This is a genomic window from Pseudomonas sp. P7779, from assembly GCF_013386315.1.
Lineage (GTDB): Bacteria > Pseudomonadota > Gammaproteobacteria > Pseudomonadales > Pseudomonadaceae > Aquipseudomonas.
Genome location: NZ_JACARZ010000085.1, coordinates 1 through 19768, shown reverse-complemented (window position 1 = coordinate 19768; position 19768 = coordinate 1). Strand labels below are relative to the sequence as shown.

The following is a 19768-nucleotide window of genomic DNA, read 5'->3' as shown; positions in this document are numbered from 1 at the left end:
CGAAATTAAAAAGCCGGGGTCGCCGCAAAGGGCGTCAGGCCGGAGCTGCTCCGGTAGTCATTGGTAAGCGTGCGTCGGCGGCCCATTCCTGCAGCGAGCCGTCGTAGAGTGCGAGGTCCTGGCGACCCAGCAGGGTCAGGGCCAGGGCGTTGGCCGCCGCGGAAATTCCGCCGCCGCAGTACAGAATCAATGGACCGTCGCTGTGCAGCAGCGTGGGTCCGATAGCCACGGCCAGGGCGTCCTTGGGCAGGTAGCGACCCTGTGCATCAAACAGCGTGCGTGCCGGCAGGTTGTGGCTGCCGGGAATGTGCCCGCGCCGGGCGTAGCGGGTGGCTGCGGTGCCGTCGAACAAGGCGCTGCCCAACGCGCAGACGAGTACGCCGGGTGCTAGTCCTGCGGCCACCGCCTCAACGCCTGCGCGGTCGATCCACAGTGGTGCGTAGGTGCTGATCGGCCAGGGTTCGACGACGGGTGTGTTTGCAGGCTGCCCGCTGTGCTGCGGTAACCCCGCCCGTTGCCAGGCGTTGAAACCACCGTCCAGCACGCCGGCGTGAATGCCCAGCCCGCGCAGCATCCACCACAGGCGTGCGGCCCAGAAACCGTCGGCGCGATCGTAGATCACCACGTTGCTGCCGACGCCTGCACCCAGATTCGCCAGTGCCTGAATCAGGGCTTGTGGTGTTGGCAGGGCGAAGCTGTAGCTCGCTTGAACGTCGGCCAGATCGGTCAGCAAGTCGGCATGCCGTGCGCCGGGGATATGTGCGTGCAGCCAACCGGCATGACCGCTGGCGACCCGGTAATCACCGTCAAAACGCGGGGACGGCAGGACGACGGTGGCGTCCAGTATCACCAGCCCGGGCTCCCCGAGGTGGGCATGCAGCCAATCGGTATCGACCAGGATACTCATACGGATTTTCGCCGCAGGTGGTTGAGCAATCGTTGCCCCTGGGTACCGGCAAACCACTGCAGATGGCCCAGCAGGTAGGCGTGATAGGCCACGTCGGCACTGTGGGTGGAACCCACTACGCCTTGGTAGTACGCGATTTCGGACAGGGCAAAATCCACATGCACCAACGGCAGCAGGGCGCTCAGGGTGAGCAGGTCCTGGGCGCTCAATGGCCGGCCCCGGTGATAGCCGGTGAGCAATGCGTCGACGCTGTCGAGGTCCGCTGCTGCCAGGCCACCGCTGTCCAGGTCCAGCCAGGGCACGGCGTTGCGTTCGATGGCGGTCGCCAGGTCGTAGAGGGCGAAGGTGCGGTCGGCGAGGCCGAAGTCCAGCACGCTGGCGACGTTGCCGTCTGCATGCCACAGCAGGTTCGAGGCGTGCCAGTCGTTATGGGTCCAGAGCGCCGGTTGTTGGTGCAGCAAGGGTTGCAGGGGCGCGTGCCAGGGCAACAGCAGCTCGGTCAGCCGTGTGTGCCAATCCTTGTCGGCAAGGTACTCGGTCAGCGCGGGGGTGTTGGCGATCGCGGCCAGTGGCGCGGGTTGATCGATCACCCGGGCATTGGCCAGCAGCACTTCTGTTTGACGGCGGGGTGCGCTGTAGTGCTCGGCTGCCAGGTGCAATCGAGCCAGCGCCACACCCGCCGCCTGCGCATGTTGAGTGCTTTGGAAGGGCGACCACGACAGCGCATCGCGGTACAGGTCAAGGCCCTCGGCGACATGGTGAATCTCGTAGGTCCATTCACCTTGCGTCGTGGCCGTTGCACCGTGGCGGTTCGGCACCACTGCGGCAACCGGTGCGCCGTGGCGATGCAGGTGGGCGATCAGGCGGTGTTCTTCTTCCAGCCATGCGGCTTGGCGCACGTGTCGGTGATGCCGTTTGACGAACAGGGTGGCGCTGCCGGTATTGATCAGCCCGGCAGCGGAGAACGGTCGCGGGCTGTGCCAATGCAAACTGCGCAGTTGACCCAGTTGCGGGTACTCGTGCAGCAACTGTTGGATATCTGCTTCGTGCAGCGCTGGCCAGTCGGCAGCTACCGGATCAAGCCCCAGGCCATGGGCGGTGCGTTGTGGATTCATGCCGTCGCCCCGGGCAGATAGGCGTTGCTGGTTGCCCCTTGCCACACCTGCGGATTGTCGAGCACCGCGTGCTCGTGCAGCCACTCGGCATAAGGTTTCAGCAGCGCCTGGCGTTGCTCGCCCCAACGACCGTCATGCAGCCAGGTCGGAGCGATTTTGTGCAGGGATGCGCTGAGCAATTCCGCCGGGAAATACGGTGTGGTGTGCTCATAGGCCGCCAGCGCGATGGCTGGCTCTTCGGCCACGGCGAGATAGCCACGGGCGGTGGCCGCGAGGAAATCACGCACCAACCCGGGCTGCTCGGCGAGGGTTTGTTCGTGGGCGCCCAACAGGTAGCTGTGATACGCCGGTGCGCCAATCTGATCCACCGGCAACACCACCCGGCGTTCCGCTTCGATGGGGCTGTGCATCAACGCTTCCCAGGCCCAGTAGCCGCCGAAACTGGCATCGGCGATGCCTTCGGCCAACTGTTCGGGCCGCAACTCACGTACGCCGCTGTCCACCAGGATCACGCCATCAGGGTCGCCACCGTCGTTGCTCACAAGGTGACGCACCATCGCCAAACCCCGTGGCGTGGGGTTGAGCGCCAGGCGCTTGCCCACCAGGTCTCGTGGGCGGCGGATGCCGGAGTCGGTCAGGGTTTGAATCGACTCAAGGCCCGCATGATTGATCGCCGCGATGCCTTGCAGGGCTTGCCCCTGGCCGCGCCGGACCAGCAGGCGGTTGCTGGGGAAAATGCCGAAGTCCGCCGCGCCGGTCAGCAGGTGCTCAAGGGTGTCGCCACGGTAGGGGTCGTGCACCACCAACTCCACATCCAGGCCCAGCTCGGCGAACCAGCCGCGTTCCCGCGCCAGGTACAAACCCGCCGAATTCGGCCAGGGATGAAAGTACTCCAGCATTACCTTTACCGACACCATCGCTTGCTTCTCCAGCCTGCAGTCTTTTGATGGGGGCGATTTATAAGGGAGCAATCTGGTATATACCAATATCGTTTATTGCTATGGATATAACCGGGACCAAAAAAAACCGCGGCCCAAGCCGCGGTTTTTTACTCATCGCCTGGGTCAATCGGCAACGATGGCGTACGTTTCGATTTCGACTTTCTGCCAGGGGCGCAGCATCGAATCCACCTGAATCAGGCTGCTGGCCGGGCGAATGGCGTCGAACACCTCGCTGTGTGCCTTGGCGACGGAGGCGGCATCGTTGATATCCCGCAGGTAGACCACGGTGCGCACTACGTCTTCAGGGCCCATGCCCGCCTCGGCCAACACCTTGTTGACGGTGACGAGAATGGCCTGGGCCTGTTCGTAAGCATTGCTGTGTTCGTAATCGGGTGAGGCGCAGGTGCCGGAGATGTGCAGGTGGTTGCCAACGCGAACGGCGCGGGAATAACCGAACACGTTTTCGTACTGACCGCCCGAGGAAATAGTTTGCCGCGCTGTGGTTTTACTGGTCATGGTGGTTCTCATGTTGGGAGGGGTTTACCGGTGGAGTCCTTGACGAACAGGATCGAAATCAGGCCGACCACGGCACCGCCGATCAGGTACCAGGCGGGAATCATCTGGTTGCCGGTGATCGATATCAGCCAGGTATTGATCAGCGGGGCCGTGCCTCCGAATAGCGAGACCGCGACGTTGTAGCTCAAGGCGAGGGCGCTGTAGCGCACGCGGGCCTTGAACAGCGAAGTCATGGTGGCCGGCATCGCTCCTTCAAAAAACAACTGGGCGAGGGTCAGGATCAGCAGGGCGGCCAGCAGCAACCCGACACTCTGGGTATGCAGCAGCATGAAGCAGGGGAACGCCATGACGATCAGCAGCACGCAGCCGGTAATGATCATCCGGTTCCGGCCCAGTCGGTCGGCCAGCAAGCCTGAAACCGGGATCAACACCAGCATGAACAGCGTCGCGGCCATCCCCAGGTTCCTGGCGAACGTATTGCTGTACCCGAGTACGTTTTCCAGATAACCCGGGATGTACCCGAGGATGATGTAGTAGGTCACGTTGAACACGGTGACCAGGCCCATGCATTGCAGGATTTTCGGCCATTCGTTGACCAGTAAGCTGAACAGGCTGGGTTCGGCGCCCGTCGCCTTTCGCAGTTTTTCGTTGGCCTGGATTTCCTTGAACACTGGTGTTTCTTCCAGGCCAAGGCGCAAGTAGAGGGCGATCAGGCCGAGCAGGCCGCCAATCGCAAAGGGCACGCGCCAGCCCCAGTCCTGCATGGCTTGTTCGCCCAGGCCCAGGGTAAACAGGCTGACCACTGCACCGCCCAGCAGGAACCCGGAGATATTGCCGAATTCCAGCCAACTGGTGAAAAAGCTGCGTCGCTCGTCCGGCGAATGCTCGGCGATGAACGTGCAGGAGCCGCCGTACTCGCCACCCGCCGACAGGCCCTGGAGCAGACGCATGAGAATCAACAGGACGGGCGCAAACAGGCCGATGCTCGCGTAACTCGGGATCAAGGCAATGGCGAAGGTTGCGACGGCCATCAGCGTGATGCTCAGCGACAGCGCCGTGCGCCGGCCAAACTTGTCGCCAATGGGACCGAACACCAGGCTGCCCAGTGGCCGAATCAGGAAGCCCGCCGCGAAGGTGGCGTAGATCGCCATCAACTGGGTGGTCGGGTTGTCGTTGTGGAAGAACGTCTTGCCGATGATGCCGGCGAGAGAGGAGTAGAGCGCAAAGTCGAACCATTCGACCATATTGCCCAGTGTCACGCCGACGACCGCTTTGGTCAGCCGTTTGCGTGAGGGTTCAGCCGATGCACGGTCGGCGGGAAACCCTTGATGAATCGAGGAAGCGTGAACTTCGCCCATGATATTGCCCTCTGGAATAATTGTAGTGAGGCAGCAGTCAATAGGGAGTGGCAGGCCCACGTCTGATGCGCGGGGCCTGCGGAGGCTGGGGTCATCGCATATACACGCCCCCGGCGATGCACAATGATTCGCCTGTTATGTAGGAGGGTTTGGCGCTCAGTTGCCAGACCCAGTCGGCGATTTCTTCGACCCGCGCGGCGCGTTTCAAGGGGATCGATTCGATGGCGGCCTCGATGCGCCCGCCGGCACGGGTGCCTTCGGTGTCCACCCAGCCCGGGGCCAGTGCGTTGACCACAATATTGTCGCCGGCCAGTTCGATGGCCAGGGAGCGGGTCATCGACACCACAGCAGCCTTGGAGGCGCTGTAGAGCAACTGGTTTTTCGACACGGTGAACGCATCCACCGAGGCGAAGAACACGATAGCGCCTCCGCCGGCGGCTTTCAGGTGACGGGTGCCGATACGTGCGATGTTCAGTGAGCCCAGCACGTTGATGTCGAATATCTTGCGGTACAGCGCTTCGCTGAAGCTATCCAGGGATGACGTGGGAAAGATCCCCGCCGCATTCACTACGGCTCGCAGCGGTGCCTTGCCGTCCAGGGCGGCATCGAGGGTACGGGCCAGTGTGGCCTCCTGGGTGATGTCGCCGACCACTGGCGAAAACAAGGGGCTCGCCGGCTGTGTGCTGGGTGTTACGTCCACAGCGACGACGTGCCAGCCTTCAGCCTGAAAGCGCTGTGCGACGGCCTGGCCCATGCCCGAGGAAGTCCCGGTAACGATAACGCTGGAGTGCGGTGCAGTGTTCATAAGGGCTATCCGATCAGGCGTATTGAGGAAGAGGGGTGCCGGGTTGCAGAGCCAGTTCCAGCACATCCAGTTGGCGCTGGGTGTCCTGGTAGTTGCTCAGCCATTCGCGCTTGACGATATCGATGCGTGAGTCGGCCGGCTGCAACTGGGCAAACTTCGCCGCCAGGCTTTGCATGCCACGCTCGCGCAGGGTGAGAAAGCGCATCACTAGCCGGGTCTGCTCGCAATACACCGGCCATTGCGGGCCACGTGGGGCGCCCAGGCCGATGTAGAACAGGCCTTCCAGGTTGGTCGGCAAGGTCATCGCGGCGGTCCGCAGCGGAACACCGTCGCGCCATTGCAGCAGGCGTTCATCGAGGAACGGCAGGCGCGTGTTGAAACCGGTAGCCCAGACGATGGTGTCGTAATCGACCTGGCTGCCATCGGTGAACGTGACAGTCTTGCCCTGGATGCTCTCGATACCCGGTGCGACCTTGATTCGGCCGTGCTGGATCCAATACAGCAGCAAGGTGTTGACCACCGGCGGTTGCGCATCCAGGTCGTAGGTATCCGGCGCCGGTAGCCCGGGGTAATTCTTGTGGGTGCCGACGCTGGCCATGATCAGCATGTTCATGAGCATGTTCTGCTGTTCTGGCGGCAATTGCCCCAGCAGCGGCAGCTCGCCCCGGGGCAGGCCGAACAGGGTTTTGGGCTGGAACAGCTGGCCGCGTCGGATCGCAATGGTGGTGTCCAGGCGAGCCTGGGCGGCATCCACTGCGAGGTCGCATCCGGAGTTGCCAAACCCCACCACCAGCACCTTGCCTTGCACCTGCTGCACGTTGCGGTATTCGCCGGAGTGAATCGACACGCCGGTGAACCCCTTGCTTACTTGCGGGATCTTGCAATCCCACAGGTGACCGTTGGCCACCAGCACGCCGCTGTAGTGTTTGTGGGTGCCGTCTGCCAGGGTCACCTGCCAGCCCGCTTCGCCGTTCTCGTCCAGGGGCTTCAGGCTGCGCACTTCGGTGTTGAAGGTGATCTTTTCGCGCAGGCCGAAGGTGTCGGTGTAGGCGTTCATGTACGCCTTGACCTGATCGCGGCTCGGGTACACCGGATAGTCAGCGGGCATCGGGAACCCGTCAAAGAAGGAACTGCTCTTGGGGGTGATCAGGTGCAAGGCATCGTAGTCGCTGTTCCAGTGACCGCCGATGTTCGCGGACTTTTCGAAGCAGTCCACCTCGAAACCGGCATCGGTCATGGTCTTCAGCGCCGCCAGCCCTGCGGCCCCGGCACCAATGATGCAGTAGTGATTGGACATGCTGGCTCCCCATTCAAGCGCCTGTTGTGGCGTCGGTGGCTGGAGTATCCCGCTCGGCAAGAGGTGGATGAATGGGCTAAGTCATGTGTTTCCTATAGGTGATCCCTATGGCTAGAGCGTCTCCAGGTGCGCATACAGGTTCTGGATGCGGCTCAAGTGGCTGCGCATCAGGTTGATCAGCACCCGGGTGGGCGGCGAAATAGGCGTGTCGTGGCGATGGATAAAGCCGAATACCTCGAAGATCGCCGGGCTGATCGGCACCCAGCCCAAGCGATCATTGAAGCCCAGCTGATGCAGGATCGGGCGCGTGGCAATCACATCGCCGAGCCCGCGCGCAGCCAGCTCGAAGCCGGTGATCTGGTGCTCCACTTCGATGATCGGGTCCAGCACCTCGCCGCCCTTGGACGCCAATTGCCCCAACAACCGGCGAATCGGGTCGGCGGTGCGCCAGCGCGCCTCGGTGAGAATCAACGGTGCCACCGCCAGGTCGCTGATGGTTTTCGGGCCCTTGAGTCGCTCCGGGTCGGCACTGATATAGCCGACCTGGGCCGACCAGACCGGCTCGCTGACGGTCAGGTTCTGCTGCTTGATCGGCAGCATCACCAGCCCCGCTTCAATTTCGCCCTGGCTCACCAGCTCGGCGATTTCCGAGGAGTTGTAGCCGACGATCTTGATCCGCATATCCGGGTGCTGGGTGCGGAACTGCTCGATCAGGTCTGTGAGGAAATAGTGGTGGGCGGTGCCGAAGGTGCCAAAACTGGCCACGCCACCGGACAGTTCACGCACAGCCTGCACCGCTTCATAGCCCTGGCGTGCTGACGTCACCATGCCTTGTGCAAACGGCTGCAGGCGGCGTCCGGCTTCGGTGAGCATCAGTCGGCGATTGGTGCGGATGAACACGTGGGTACCCAGGTGTTCCTCAAGCCGCAGGATCTGCTCGGACAATGAGGGTTGGGAAATATGCAGGCTTTCCGCCGCCTTGGAGAACGTACCGTGCTCGATGGCGGCGAGAAAGTAGTTGAGCTGTTGTAAGGTCATCGCGCTGAACCGTTACCTGTTTGGCTCAACATGACACAGATCAAAGCTGTCGCGAAGAATCAATCACGCCACACGGGCATGCCGTATTCGTCAATTGTCCAGTGCGGGTGGCGCGGTCGCAGGCAGACGCCACCTACCCAGCGTTCTTCCGTTGCATGATCCGGCCAGTAGGCTGCGCCGTTCAGAACCTGACGACCCAACGCAGTCAACGCCAACAAACGTTGAGGCCACGGCAGTTGAGTCTCGGACTCGATCAACAGTGGATTATCGCCATCAATCAGTGGCCGCATCAGCGCATGAAACATCATGTCTCCCAGGTACGGCAGCGGTTCGCGCTTGCCCATCAACTCGGCAAACACCCGGCCAAACGGCACCGGCCCGGCCTCATCCACGTAGTGCAGGGACAGGCGCTCGGTCAGTGACAAACCGTCCCGCACACCCGGTAACTCCTGCAACTGTCGACGCAACGCCGGGGCCAGGAAGGGCAGGGCGGTGGAGCTATTCCGGGCCAGTTCCGCCAGCTTGATCGGCGAGCTGGCGCAATACGCCAGCCAGGCCTGTCGCGCCAGTTGCAGCATGTCCTCGTCGACCTGTCGGCGCTGCGGCCACAACCACGCCAATACTTCAGGCGCTAGTTGGCCGATGCCGATAAAACGCTGCACGCCGGGGATACGATCGACTTCGATCAACTCCAGTTTTTCAGGCAGATGCTCAAGCCCAGCCAGCGCGCGAATCAGGAACAACTGATCGTACGCATCCGCCTCACACCACAACACGCTGTGGCCGGCGCTGCCCAGTTGTTCAAGATGGTGATATTCGTCCGCATGCCGGCGCGCCACTTCGGCCTCATCCATGGCAAACACCTGGCTGATATAGCGGCTGCGAACGGCCTGGTATTGCTCGACAGGCAGGTCCTGCACCGGGCCCATGCACAATGGGTCAATCAGCATCCGGAAGCGGCCCTTGAACCCCGCCACGCCCAGGCTGTGGGCGATATCATTGCCGCAGCGCCAGTGGGTGGTGCGGGCTTCATCGCTGGCGTCGAAACCTGGATGGCGGGCGGCAAAATCCACCGCATCGACGTGGGCCTTGAGCTTGGGCCAGCTGGGAAAACCGAGTTCCTTGGCGATCGACCATTGGGCATCGGATAAGGTCGGGGTTGCGGCGGCATCGGCGCTTTTCAGGCGCTGCAAAAGTTCCTTGGCGCGCTTGCGTTGCTGCTCAAGGTTGATACGGCCGTTAGTGGACGAGAATGATTGCGACATACGATCTCCTTGTACAAACCTTGTCCGCTTTAAGGTTGGGAGTCGTAGAAATGTGATATTCAGTCAAGGTCTTGGGCGCAGCCCTTTCCGCGGATGGTGGCGTAGATGGCGCCAGGCGGGAAATATAGGCAGTGCAATGATTGATTGCAAGCCGCCCGGTGGATAGCGCCGGGGTTTTGCACAGGAGACGTTCATGAAAGTTGGTGTGATTTCCGATACCCACGGCTTGCTGCGCGCCGAGGCCCTGGCGGCCCTGGAAGGGTGCGAGCAGATTGTTCACGCCGGGGACATCGGTAGCCCGGAGATCCTTGAGTTGCTGGCCTCGATTGCGCCATTGCATGTGGTGCGCGGCAATAACGACCTCGACGCCGCGTGGGCAGAGCATTTGGCTGATCGGCTGGATTTTGACTTGAACGGCTGGCGGGCGTTGCTGGTGCATGACATTGCCGATGTGCCGAAGGAGCTTGATCCGGGCATCCGGCTGGTGATCACTGGCCACTCTCACAAACCATTGATCGAGTGGCACGGCGAGCGGCTGTTTCTCAACCCTGGCAGTGCAGGGCGGCGACGTTTCAAGTTGCCGGTGACCCTGGCGTTGCTTGAGGTGCGCGAGAAATCCATCAAGCCGCGCCTGGTATCGCTGGAGCCCAAGCGCTGAAGAACGCTGAGGCGAGGGGGCTTGTTGTGGTGAGGGAGCTTGCTGTGGCGAGGGAGCTTGCTCCCGCTGGGCTGCGCAGCAGCCCCAAGAAATTAACGGTGTTTTTTCAGGTGTATCGCAGTGGCTTTATTGGGGCCGCTTCGCAGCCCAGCGGGAGCAAGCTCCCTCGCCACGGGGGACGTGCCCTGTCTTACCATTGCGTCTGAATCAGGAACAAGGATCATCAACGCCATGAGCGTATTAGTCGAAACCCGGGCGCTCACGCGGATGGACGAGCGCCGCCAGCTGCAACTGCTGCAGCCCACGAACTTCCAGCTGCACCGCGCCGACCGCATCTCCATCACCGGTTCATCCGGCTCCGGCAAAAGTGTATTCCTTCGGGCACTCGCCTTGCTCGACGCGCCGACCTCAGGGGATATCCTCTGGAACGGGCAGCCCATCGCCAACGCGCAAGTCCCGCAGTATCGCAGCCGCATCAGCTACCTCTCCCAACGCCCGGCGCTGATCGAAGGCACGGTGGAAGACAACTTGCGTTTCCCTATAGCCTCAAGGCCTTGCATCACCTGAGTTTCGACCCGCAGGCGGTCAAGGCGCTGCTGGCCCACGCGGGCAAGGAATCGGGTTTTCTGGCAAAAAATGCCGGGGATTTATCCGGTGGTGAGTCCCAGGTGGTGTCACTGATCCGTACCCTGCAACTCAATCCCGATGTGTTGTTGCTGGACGAACCTACCGCCGCTCTCGACCCGGCATCGTCCGGGGAGGTCGAGGCGTTGATCAGTGCCTGGGCCGAAGCGGATAGCGCTCACGCCTATATCTGGGTGTCCCACGACCTTGAGCAGGCGCAACGCATGAGCACCACCCATTTGCATATGGACGCCGGCGTGCTGACGGGGGCCGTGCAGCCATGAATTATCACGACCTCACGGCACTGGACATGGCCATCGCCGCCTCGCTGATCCTGATCAACGGTGCGCTGTCGCTGTTGTTGCGGCTGGGGCTGGAGCGTCAGCTGTTCTGGGCGGCTGTGCGCACGGTGGTGCAGTTGTTGGCGATCGGTTACCTGCTGGGCTGGGTCTTTGAATTTGCCTACTGGTATGTGGTGCTGCCGCTGATGTGCCTGATGACTCTGATCGCCGGGCTCTCGGCTGCCGGGCGTGGGAAGCGGACCTATGCGGGGCAGCGGGCCGACAGTATTGTGTCGGTGTGGGGCAGTTCTTGGTTGGTGACGGCTGTTGGCCTGTTCGCGATTATCCGGATTCACCCGTGGTACGAGCCGCAGTATGCGATTCCGATCCTTGGGATGATTCTGGGTAATACGCTTACCGGGGTGTCTCTGGGGATTGAGCGTATGACTCAGGAGCTGACCTCCGGCCGCAATACCATCGAGATGATTCTGGCCCTCGGTGGTTCACGCTGGGAGGCGGCGCAGGATGCGATTCGCCAGGCTGTGCGGGCCGGGATGATTCCGACGCTGAACCAGATGACGGTGGTGGGGATTGTGAGCTTGCCGGGGATGATGACTGGCCAGGTGCTGGCCGGGGAAAGTCCGGTGGACGCGGTGCGTTATCAGATTGTGATTATGTTTTTGATCGCTGCGTCGTCGGCGTTGGGCACGGTAGGTGCGGTGTTGCTCACCTACCGTCGACTGTTTTCAGCCAGCCATCGTTTCCTGCGCTTCAGGCTCGAAGAGCGGGTGTAGCGCAGGCGCTATCGGATCCCCAAAATGCACCGCAACCCTGTGGGAGCTGTCGAGATCCGGTTCAATCACCCACACCAAAATCCAGCAACACTTTCATCGCCTGGCTCTTGTCTGCCGCCAGCTCAAAGGCCTGCACCGCCTCGCTGAACGGCACGGTGTGGGAGATCACCGGACGCACATCAATCACCTGGCGATTGAGCAAATCCACCGCCTGGGCAAACTCCGAATGGAAGCGGAAGGTGCCCCGCAAGTCGATCTCCCTGCTCACCAGCATATTCAACGGCAGCGAGACCTCGCCACCCAGACCGACCGTCACCAGCACGCTGCGCGGGGCCATGCACTCCAGGCCGTTGCGCAGGGCCTGGGCGCTGCCGGAGACTTCGAACATCACGTCGAAGTAGCCTTTTTCGGCGGTATACCGCTTCAACGCGTCGGCGTCTTCCGCCAGGTTATGAGTACGGCTGGCGCCCATTTTTTCGGCGCAGGCCAAGGGCCCGGCAGCCAGGTCCACCGCAACAATTTCCCTCGCGCCCGCTGCCCGCAGGCTGCCGATCAACAGGTTGCCGATGGGCCCGCACCCGGTGACCAATACCCGTTTGCCGAACACCACCCCGGCACGCTGGATGGCATGCAAACCCACAGACAACGGTTCAGCCATTGCACCCTCGGCAAGGCTCACATGATCGGCCAACGGGTGCGCCTGGTGCGTTTCGATCACCAGGCTTTGTTGAAACGCACCCTGCACGTGAGGGAAGGGCATCGCGCTGCCGTAGAAACGCATGTTCAGGCAATGGTTCGGCAGCCCTTGATGGCAATAACGGCAACCCCCGCAAGGCCGCGACGGCGAGACCGACAAGCGTTGGCCAATCTTGAACGGCCCGTCTTCACGGCCCACCGCCTCGATCACCGCCGACACTTCGTGGCCGAGCACCATCGGCTCGCGCAACCGCACGGTGCCGAAGCCGCCGTGCTGGTAGTAATGCAGGTCCGAGCCGCAGATCCCGCCCCGGGCAATGCGCACCCGCAATTGGTCGGGCGTCAGTGCCTGGGGTTTGGTTTGCGGTTCTACCCGCAGGTCTTTCGAGGCATGGCAGACAATCGCGTGCATGAAATTCTCCAGGTTACAGCGAGGCGGTGATGCCACCGTCCACGTACAGGATATGACCGTTGACGAAACTTGCCGCGTCGCTGGCAAGGAATACCGCAGCGCCCGCCAGTTCGGCGACGTCACCCCAGCGCCGGCTCGGTGTGCGCTGCACCAGCCAGTCGCTGAATTTGGGGTTGGCCACCAGGTTGGCGTTCAGTTCGGTCTTGAAATAGCCGGGGCCGATGCCATTCACCGTCAGCCCGTGGGGGCCCCAGTCGATGGCCATGCCTTTGGTGAGCATTTTCAGCGCGCCTTTGCTGGCAGCATACGGGGCGATGCCCGGGCGCCCCAGTTCGCTTTGCACCGAGCAGATATTGATGATGCGCCCCCGCTTGCGCGGGATCATCGCCCGGGCCACGGCCTGGCCGACCAGGAAGGCGCTGTCCAGGTTGGTGCTCATCAACTCGCGCCAGTGGGTTTCGCTGTAGTCCTCCAGCGGCCCGCGACGTTGCATGCCCGCGTTGTTGACGAGGATGTCCAGCGCGCCCAGGCGCTCTTCGATCTCCGCCACGGCGGCCAACACCGACGCGCCGTCGGTGACATCGAACGCCTGGGTGTGCACCTCCAGGCCTTCCGCCGCCAGCAACGCGGCACTGTCACGCAAGGTGCTGCGGTTGCGCCCGTTGAGCACTACCCGTGCGCCAGCCTGGGCCAGGCCACGGGCGATGGCCAGGCCGATGCCGGCGCTGGAGCCGGTGATCAAGGCCAGGCGGCCATCGAGGCGGAAACTGTCTAAAACACGCTGCATGGGGCGATCTCCGAAGACTGAGACAGGTGATCAACACTATCAATCCGAGTGCGGGGCGCCGCTCTCATTGTTATACGTCAAACCCTGTCATATCGTGCATCACGGGCCTTACTTCAGCGCAGCCCGGGCCCGGCGTCCAATTTTCATTTGTGATGGGGTGATCAATAACCGTGATAACCGGAGCCAACCTGATGGAACTCAAGCACCTGCGCGCCTTTGTCGTGCTCGCTCAGGAACTGCATTTCGGCCGGGCGGCCGCGCAGTTGTCGATCGTGCAACCGGCGCTGAGCATGCAGATCAAACTGCTCGAAAGCGGCCTGGGCGTGCGCCTGCTCGACCGCAACCGGCACTCGGTCACACTGACGGAAGCCGGGCGGGTGTTTCTGCCGGAAGCCCTCGCCACCCTGCACCAGGCTGCCCGCGCCGCCGATGCCGCCCGGGCTTCGAACCGCGGGGAGATCGGCCGGGTGCGCCTGGGGTTTGTCTCGTCGGTATTGCCGCAATTGCTGCCCGGGTTGATTCGTGCGGTGCACCAGCGCTACCCGCGAATTGAACTGGAGCTCAAGGACATGCCCGGCCCGGATCAGGCGGCTGCGTTGAAAAACGGCCAGCTGGATTTCGGCCTGATGCGTTTGCCGGCGGCCTATCCCGGCGTGCAGACCCTTGAGGTGCTGCAGGAAAGCTTCGTGGTCGCCTTGCCCGGCGAGCATCCGTTGGCGACCCAGGAAACCATTCAGCCGACGGACTTGCTCAAGGTGCCGGTGTTCATCCTGGCCCGGCGTTATGCACCGGGTTTCTACGATGAATTCGTGCAGGCGATGGGCGTGCCGCTGGAGATCGCCTCCGAACTCGGCGAGTTCACCACCATGCTGGCGCTGGTCTCGGCCGGGCTGGGTGTGGGTGTGTTGCCGCTGCAGGCGGCCCGGGCGCTGCCGGCCAATTGCGTGTCCAGGCACCTGGCGTTGGGGGCGTTCCGGGCCAGGACCGGCCTGGCGTGGACCGAACTCGACAGCCCGGTGAAAACCACCCTGTTCAACCTGATCGACGAGTTGTTTGGTGATTGATTGTTTCATCCGGTGAAATGCTGGATTGTAAAAACTGGCTATTCTGCTGCGTGCCGTAGCGGTGGAACATAAGCGTTATCGACCCGATCACCGGGTCGAGTCCCTGGCACATCGCGGAGCCCGTCATGATCAAACTGTACCGTTACCCCTTGTCTGGCCATTCCCACCGGGTTGAGTTGATGCTGTCGCTGCTGGGCGTGCCCGCTGAGCGGGTGCACGTCGATCTGAAGCAAGGCGCGCACAAAACCCCTGAGTTCCTGGCCACCCTCAACAGCTTCGGCCAGGTGCCGGTGATCGATGATAACGGCGTGGTGCTGGCGGACTCCAACGCGATCCTGGTGTACCTCGCCGGCCAATATGGCACCGCCCAGTGGCTGCCGACCGAGCCTTTGGCCCAGGCCCGTGTGCAGCGTTGGCTCTCGGCTGCGGCAGGACCACTGCACACCGGGCCGGCTGCGGCGCGATTGATCACTGTGTTCGGTGCCGCGCTGGATGCCGAGGCGACCATCAGCCGCTCCCACGCATTCCTCAAAGTGGTAGAGCACCAGTTGGAGCAGAGCCGTTTTCTCACCGGTGACCTGCCGACGATTGCCGATATCGCGCACTACACCTACATCGCCCATGCGCCGGAGGGGAATGTCGCGCTGGACGACTATCCGCAGGTTCGCGCCTGGCTGGGCAGTATCGAGGCGCTGCAGGGGTTTGTGGGTATGCAACGCACCGCTGTGGGCCTGGCGAAGGTTTGAAGATTTTGTGGCGAGGGAGCTTGCTCCCGCTGGACCGGGTTGGCGCGCCAGTGCGCAGCGCTCCCAGAATTTTGGGGCCGCTACGCTGCCCAGCGGGAGCAAGCTCCCTCGCCACAACGGCTCCCAAGCCACTGGTTTGGTGGACCACATTCGATTAAGGGGACCCATGGACCGTTTCCAGGAAATGCAGATTTTCCTCGCCGTCGCCGAAGAACAGGGCTTTGCCGCGGCGGCCCGGCGCCTGAACATCTCGCCCCCCAGCGTGACCCGCGCGATTGCCGCGATGGAAGCGCGTATCGGCACCCAGTTGCTTTCGCGCACCACCCGCAGCCTGCACCTGAGCGAGGCCGGCCAGCGTTACCTGGACGATTGCCGGCGCATCCTCGCGGAGTTGACTGAGGCCGAAGAAGCGGCAGCAGGCAGCTTCTCGATCCCGTGGGGGCACCTGACGGTCACCGCGCCGGTGTTGTTCGGCGAGTTGTTCGTCGCGCCAATCCTGGGGGAGTACCTGGACCTGTTTGCCCAGGTCAGCATCAACGCCTTGCTGGTGGACCGTGTGGTCAACATGACCGATGAAGGCGTCGATGTGGCCGTGCGCATCGGGCATTTGCAGGAACCCGGCCAGCAGGCGATCAAGGTCGGCGAGGTGCGTCGCGTAGTGTGCGCGGCGCCGGCTTACCTTGAGCGGCACCGGCCACTGCACCCCGGGCAACTGCGTGAGGCGAAGATTGTCACGTCGTCTTCCAGCCAGTTGGTCAGCGAATGGCAGTTCAGGGAAGGCGGCCAGCCGTTGAGCGTGGCCGTTGAGCCGCGCCTGGTAGTCACCGCCAACAACGCGGCGATCAACCTCGCGCGCCTGGGCTGGGGCGTCACACGGGTGTTGTCTTATCAGGTGGCCAGCGATGTGCGTGCAGGCGCACTGGAGATCGTCCTGCAAGACTTCGAACCGCCGGCCTTGCCGATCCATGTGGTGTTCCAGAACAACGCCCGGGTACCGGCGAAGGTCAACACGTTCGTGGATTTTCTGGTCAGCCGGCTGGGGCAGGATGCTGCGCTCAACCCATCGATGCAGCGGCCGGCCTGATGGACCGCTATCGCGACATGCAGATCTTCCAGGCGCTGTCCCGGCAGCCGAGCCTGGCCGCGGCTGCCCGCTCCCTGGGCATCTCGGGGCCCACTGTGATCCGCGCGATTGACCGGCTGGAGACGCGCTTGCGGGTGCCATTGGTACAGCGCAGCACCCGGGGCATTCGCCTCACCGAAGCCGGGGCGACGTTCATGGCCGACTGTTCGCGGATCCTTGACGGCGTGAGCGCCGCCGAAGCATCTGCCCAGGGTGCGCACGCGCAGGCCGAGGGAAACCTGCGGGTGTTTTTTCCGTTGCTGTTCAGCCGTTATGTGATGGCGCCGCTGTTGGCCGGCTACCTGGAGCGCTATCCCGGAGTCCGCCTGTTTGCCCATTACCACGATCATTATCCGAACCTGAATGAAGACGGCCTGGACGTGGCAGTCCTGGTGGGGGAACTGCCCGGTTCATCCCTGATTGCCCGGCCCGTGGGCCATGTGCGCAACATCGTCTGCGCCAGCCCCGGCTATCTGCAAAGCCATGGCGAACCGATGCAACCGGAGGCGCTCAAGGAGCATCGGCTGGTCGCCAGCCAGGCGTATTCGAATTGGGTGCAGTGGGATTTCCAGGGCGCCAGCATCAAGGCCCGGGCGCGTCTCGGTTGCACCACGGTGCAGGGCGCGATCAATGCGGCGGTGCAGGGCGCAGGGTTGATCCGGTGCTTGAGCTACCCGGTGCACGAGCACCTGGCGAGCGGGCAACTGTGTCGAGTATTGCAGGCCCATGAACCGCCGCCGCTGCCGGTGCATGTGGTCTACCGCGAAGGGCGCAACGCTTCGATGCGGGTGCGCAGTTTTGTCGATTTCAGCGTGGCGGCATTGCGTGAACATCCGGCGTTTCATTCACCGAGGGCTTGATCATGAATCACCAGGACGCGTCCCCCGTTTCGCCATGGCATGCCGGCGAGCGGCAGTTGCAGCAAAGTGCCGGCGTGGCCGAGCGCATGGAGGTGATCGGCGCGAAGGTGATACGGGATCACTTGCCGGAGCAGCATCGGGCTTTTTATGAGTTGTTGCCCTATCTGGTGGCGGGGGCCGTGGATGAGCAGGGGCTGCCCTGGGCCACGCTGCTGGAGGGCACGCCGGGGTTTGCGTATTCGCCGGACCCCTACAGCTTGCGTATCGACAGCCTGCCTGCGGAGAGTGACCCCGCCGGGAGCGGGCTGAAACAAGGCGCGTCGGTCGGGCTGTTGGGCATTGACCTGAATACGCGGCGGCGTAATCGCATGAATGGGGTTATTGGGGCTGCCGGCGTCGACGGATTTACCGTGGCGGTGGTGCACACGTTTGGAAATTGCCCGAAGTACATCCAGTTGCGTGCGGTGGATCCGGGGGCCCGGGGGCAGCGCGCTGCGGGAGGTATTGTGCGGCGCGCGAACTCGCTCGATGACGCTGACCGGGCGCTGATTCGCAGCGCTGATACGTTTTTCGTCGCCAGCTATGTGGACCTGGAAGGAGATGCGGCCAAGCGTTCGGTGGACGTTTCACACCGAGGCGGCAACAGTGGGTTTGTGCGGTTGGAGGGAGAGGTGCTGACGATTCCCGATTTTACCGGCAACTCGTTTTTCAACACCTTGGGCAATGTGCAGGTCAACCCGGTTGCGGGCTTGCTGTTTGTGGATTTTGCTACGGGTGATGTGTTGCAGGTGGCCGGGCGGGCCGAGGTGATTCTTGAAGGAGATGAAGTGGCCACGTTCGAGGGGGCTGAGCGGTTGTGGAAGGTGACCGTGGAACACGTGGTCCGACGGGATGCGGCGCTGGCGCTGCGTTGGCAGTTCGAGGGGTTTTCTCCCTACAGCCTGGCGTTGGGGCCGTGGAAAGCCTGAGAGTGCTGCCGAGCCACTCGTGCGACTGAGTTAAAACTCAATTGCGCGGTAGGCGGTGTTTGGTGTCGGGGAATGACGCGATACTCCGTCGGGTTTTTGCCTGCCCAATATAGGGCTGTCCCGAGGTTTCCCAATGAATGCACCAAGCCGCCTTGCGCTGCTGATCACCGCCACGGCTGCCCTCAGCGCCTGTGGCGATTCCTCCAAACTGCCGTTTCACGCCGGTGTGGGGCCAAGCCCGCAACTGCCCGAACCCACTGCATCACTGATCCCGACACTCAAGGTTTCCAAGGCTGTCGGCTGGCCCGGTAATGCCCAGCCAACGGCGCCCGATGGGTTCACGGTAACGGCGTTGGCCGCGGACCTTGACCATCCGCGTTGGGTGTACACCTTGCCCAATGGCGACGTGCTGGTAGCCGAGAGTAACCATCCGCCCATGCCTGAAGGTGCCACGGACGGCGGCACGGGTTTGCTCGCCTGGGCGCGTCGTACCGCGATGGGGTTTGTGATGGGGCGGGTCGGTGCCGATACGCCGAGCGCCGACCGGATCACGCTGCTGCGGGACGCCGACGGTGATGGGCGTGCCGAGGTGAAGAGTGAGTTTCTCGGTGGGCTGACGTCGCCGTTTGGCATGGCGTTGGTGGGGGATGAGTTGTATATCGGCAATGCCGATGCGGTGGTCAAGGTGCCTTATGTTCGGGGCCAGACTCACATCGATGCCGTGCCGGTGAAGGTCACTGATCTGCCTGCCGGGATCAATCATCACTGGACCAAAAACGTCCTGGCCAATCCTGAGGGTACCAAGCTTTATGTGACCGTCGGGTCCAACAGCAATGTGGGTGAGAATGGGCTTGAGGCCGAGGAAGGGCGTGCTGCGATCTGGGAGTTGGATCTTGCCAGTGGGCAGAAGCGTCTGTTCGCCAGTGGGTTGCGCAATCCCAATGGGCTGGCGTGGAAACCCGGCTCTACGCAGTTGTGGACGGTGGTCAACGAGCGCGACGAGATCGGCAGCGATCTGGTGCCGGATTACCTGACGTCGGTGCGGGACGGCGCGTTCTACGGTTGGCCGTGGAGTTATTACGGGGCTCACGTTGACAGCCGGGTGCAGCCGCCGCGTCCGGACAAGGTCGCCCAGGCGATTGCACCGGACTACGCGCTGGGGACTCACGTTGCGCCGTTGGGCCTGACTTTTTCCGATGCGCGGGGGATGCCAGCGGTGTTTGCCGATGGGGTGTTTGTGGGGGAGCATGGATCCTGGAACCGTAATCCGCAGGCGGGGTACAAGGTGGTGTTTATTCCGTTCCGGGACGGAAAGCCGTCGGGTGTGCCTGTTGATTTCCTGACTGGGTTTTTAAATGGTGATGGAGAGGCTCAGGGGCGTCCGGTGGGTGTAGCGTTGGACGGGCAGGGCGCGTTGCTGGTGGCGGATGATGTGGGGAACAAGGTGTGGCGGGTGGCGCGGGTAAGGCCTTAGGGTTTTGCTCTTACAGCGGCTCACGGTCCACTGTAGGAG

The 19768-nt window shown here is 62.7% G+C and carries 19 protein-coding genes and 1 pseudogene; 9 read left to right on the top strand and 11 right to left on the bottom strand.

Going from position 1 to position 19768, the window contains the following annotated elements; genetic code table 11:
* Positions 1-34: 34 nt before the first annotated feature.
* The 9 genes from HX869_RS23820 to HX869_RS23780 all read right to left on the bottom strand — a co-directional run bounded on the left by HX869_RS23820 (position 35) and on the right by HX869_RS23780 (position 9242).
* The gene (locus HX869_RS23820) at positions 35-907 is read right to left on the bottom strand and encodes a sulfurtransferase (RefSeq protein ID WP_178903740.1); all 873 of its coding nucleotides are present in this window, start codon (positions 905-907) and stop codon (positions 35-37) included.
* Positions 904-2022 (bottom strand): phosphotransferase, encoded by a 1119-nt coding sequence (locus tag HX869_RS23815; RefSeq protein ID WP_177117639.1) that lies wholly within the window; start codon positions 2020-2022, stop codon positions 904-906. The genes HX869_RS23820 and HX869_RS23815 overlap by 4 nt, the downstream gene beginning before the upstream one ends.
* On the bottom strand, positions 2019-2939 hold the full coding sequence (locus HX869_RS23810) for an ABC transporter substrate-binding protein (protein WP_177009725.1): 921 nt from the start codon (positions 2937-2939) through the stop codon (positions 2019-2021). The genes HX869_RS23815 and HX869_RS23810 overlap by 4 nt, the downstream gene beginning before the upstream one ends.
* A 147-nt stretch (positions 2940-3086) precedes the next feature.
* Entirely contained in the window at positions 3087-3479 is a 393-nt protein-coding gene (locus tag HX869_RS23805) for a Rid family hydrolase (protein WP_003208292.1), read from the bottom strand.
* 8 nt (positions 3480-3487) lie between these two features.
* The gene (locus tag HX869_RS23800; RefSeq protein WP_008433139.1) at positions 3488-4837 is read right to left on the bottom strand and encodes an MFS transporter; all 1350 of its coding nucleotides are present in this window, start codon (positions 4835-4837) and stop codon (positions 3488-3490) included.
* Between the two features lie 91 nt (positions 4838-4928).
* Complete coding sequence (locus tag HX869_RS23795) at positions 4929-5642, bottom strand: SDR family NAD(P)-dependent oxidoreductase (RefSeq protein ID WP_003208289.1); 714 nt, start codon at positions 5640-5642, stop codon at positions 4929-4931.
* Positions 5643-5655: 13 nt separating this feature from the next.
* Entirely contained in the window at positions 5656-6939 is a 1284-nt protein-coding gene (locus HX869_RS23790; RefSeq protein WP_177080498.1) for an NAD(P)/FAD-dependent oxidoreductase, read from the bottom strand.
* A gap of 111 nt (positions 6940-7050) precedes the next feature.
* On the bottom strand, positions 7051-7977 hold the full coding sequence (locus HX869_RS23785; RefSeq protein ID WP_003208286.1) for a LysR family transcriptional regulator: 927 nt from the start codon (positions 7975-7977) through the stop codon (positions 7051-7053).
* Positions 7978-8036: 59 nt separating this feature from the next.
* Positions 8037-9242, bottom strand: coding sequence for a DUF1835 domain-containing protein (locus HX869_RS23780; protein ID WP_178903739.1), 1206 nt, complete (start codon positions 9240-9242; stop codon positions 8037-8039).
* Between the two features lie 193 nt (positions 9243-9435).
* On the opposite strand from HX869_RS23780, the gene HX869_RS23775 reads away from it, so the two are divergent.
* The 3 genes and pseudogenes from HX869_RS23775 to fetB all read left to right on the top strand — a co-directional run bounded on the left by HX869_RS23775 (position 9436) and on the right by fetB (position 11599).
* Positions 9436-9900 (top strand): metallophosphoesterase family protein, encoded by a 465-nt coding sequence (locus HX869_RS23775; RefSeq protein WP_003208282.1) that lies wholly within the window; start codon positions 9436-9438, stop codon positions 9898-9900.
* 231 nt (positions 9901-10131) lie between these two features.
* A pseudogene (locus HX869_RS31720) lies at positions 10132-10808 on the top strand (ATP-binding cassette domain-containing protein).
* Positions 10805-11599 carry an iron export ABC transporter permease subunit FetB gene (gene fetB, locus HX869_RS23765; protein ID WP_003208279.1) on the top strand — a complete coding sequence of 265 codons (795 nt, stop codon included), beginning with the start codon at positions 10805-10807 and terminating at the stop codon, positions 11597-11599. The pseudogene HX869_RS31720 and the gene fetB overlap by 4 nt, the downstream one beginning before the upstream one ends.
* 61 nt (positions 11600-11660) lie before the next feature.
* Here fetB and HX869_RS23760 read toward each other — a convergent pair whose 3' ends face one another.
* Positions 11661-12707 carry an L-idonate 5-dehydrogenase gene (locus HX869_RS23760; protein ID WP_178903738.1) on the bottom strand — a complete coding sequence of 349 codons (1047 nt, stop codon included), beginning with the start codon at positions 12705-12707 and terminating at the stop codon, positions 11661-11663.
* Between the two features lie 13 nt (positions 12708-12720).
* Positions 12721-13494, bottom strand: a complete 774-nt coding sequence (locus HX869_RS23755; protein ID WP_178903737.1) for a glucose 1-dehydrogenase — start codon at positions 13492-13494, stop codon at positions 12721-12723.
* A 191-nt stretch (positions 13495-13685) separates the two neighbouring features.
* On the opposite strand from HX869_RS23755, the gene HX869_RS23750 reads away from it, so the two are divergent.
* The 6 genes from HX869_RS23750 to HX869_RS23725 all read left to right on the top strand — a co-directional run bounded on the left by HX869_RS23750 (position 13686) and on the right by HX869_RS23725 (position 19729).
* Entirely contained in the window at positions 13686-14558 is an 873-nt protein-coding gene (locus HX869_RS23750) for a LysR family transcriptional regulator (protein WP_003208273.1), read from the top strand.
* A gap of 125 nt (positions 14559-14683) precedes the next feature.
* Positions 14684-15304, top strand: a complete 621-nt coding sequence (locus HX869_RS23745; protein ID WP_087692541.1) for a glutathione S-transferase family protein — start codon at positions 14684-14686, stop codon at positions 15302-15304.
* Between the two features lie 166 nt (positions 15305-15470).
* Positions 15471-16388: a LysR family transcriptional regulator gene (locus tag HX869_RS23740; protein ID WP_178903736.1), complete on the top strand. Its 918-nt coding sequence runs from the start codon at positions 15471-15473 to the stop codon at positions 16386-16388.
* Positions 16388-17287 (top strand): LysR family transcriptional regulator, encoded by a 900-nt coding sequence (locus tag HX869_RS23735; protein ID WP_178903735.1) that lies wholly within the window; start codon positions 16388-16390, stop codon positions 17285-17287. The genes HX869_RS23740 and HX869_RS23735 overlap by 1 nt, the downstream gene beginning before the upstream one ends.
* A gap of 2 nt (positions 17288-17289) precedes the next feature.
* Entirely contained in the window at positions 17290-18255 is a 966-nt protein-coding gene (locus HX869_RS23730) for a pyridoxamine 5'-phosphate oxidase family protein (RefSeq protein WP_178903734.1), read from the top strand.
* Positions 18256-18388: 133 nt separating this feature from the next.
* Positions 18389-19729, top strand: coding sequence for a sorbosone dehydrogenase family protein (locus HX869_RS23725; protein WP_178903733.1), 1341 nt, complete (start codon positions 18389-18391; stop codon positions 19727-19729).
* Positions 19730-19768: the final 39 nt, after the last annotated feature.